This window comes from Acidovorax sp. FJL06, assembly GCF_003852545.1.
Lineage (GTDB): Bacteria > Pseudomonadota > Gammaproteobacteria > Burkholderiales > Burkholderiaceae_C > Acidovorax.
On the sequence record NZ_QAJR01000102.1, the window covers coordinates 1 to 328 of the forward strand.

Annotated in this window: 1 protein-coding gene and 1 pseudogene; both read left to right on the top strand. The window is 61.3% G+C overall.

All coding sequences use genetic code 11. The features are described 5' to 3' along the window. Positions 1–212 (top strand): energy transducer TonB (locus tag DBV10_RS22675; protein ID WP_148090354.1); only part of this gene is annotated, 212 nt, incomplete at its 5' end. 25 nt (positions 213–237) lie between these two features. After that, positions 238–328 (top strand): annotated as a pseudogene (locus tag DBV10_RS22680) (MotA/TolQ/ExbB proton channel family protein); the annotation flags it as partial.

Here is a 328-nt window from a genome sequence, read left to right on the forward strand (position 1 = left end):
GCATGGGCGAGCAAGGCAAGGTGGTGCTGCGCGTGCTGATCGGCACCGACGGATTGCCGCAAAAGGTGGAAATCAGCAAGTCCAGCGGCTTCGACCGCCTGGACCGCCAGGCCCAGGAGGCCGTCATGCGCTGGCGCTTCGTGCCCGGCAAACGCAATGGCGTGGCCGAGACCATGTGGAACCTGGTCCCCGTCAATTTTGTTCTCGAATAAACCAATCACCGCTTAGGGAGTTTTCATGGAATCGCAATTCGGCATCGCCAACGTCTGGATCCAGGGTGACTTTGTCACCCGCGCCGTCGCCATCCTGCTGCTGGCCATGTCGCTGG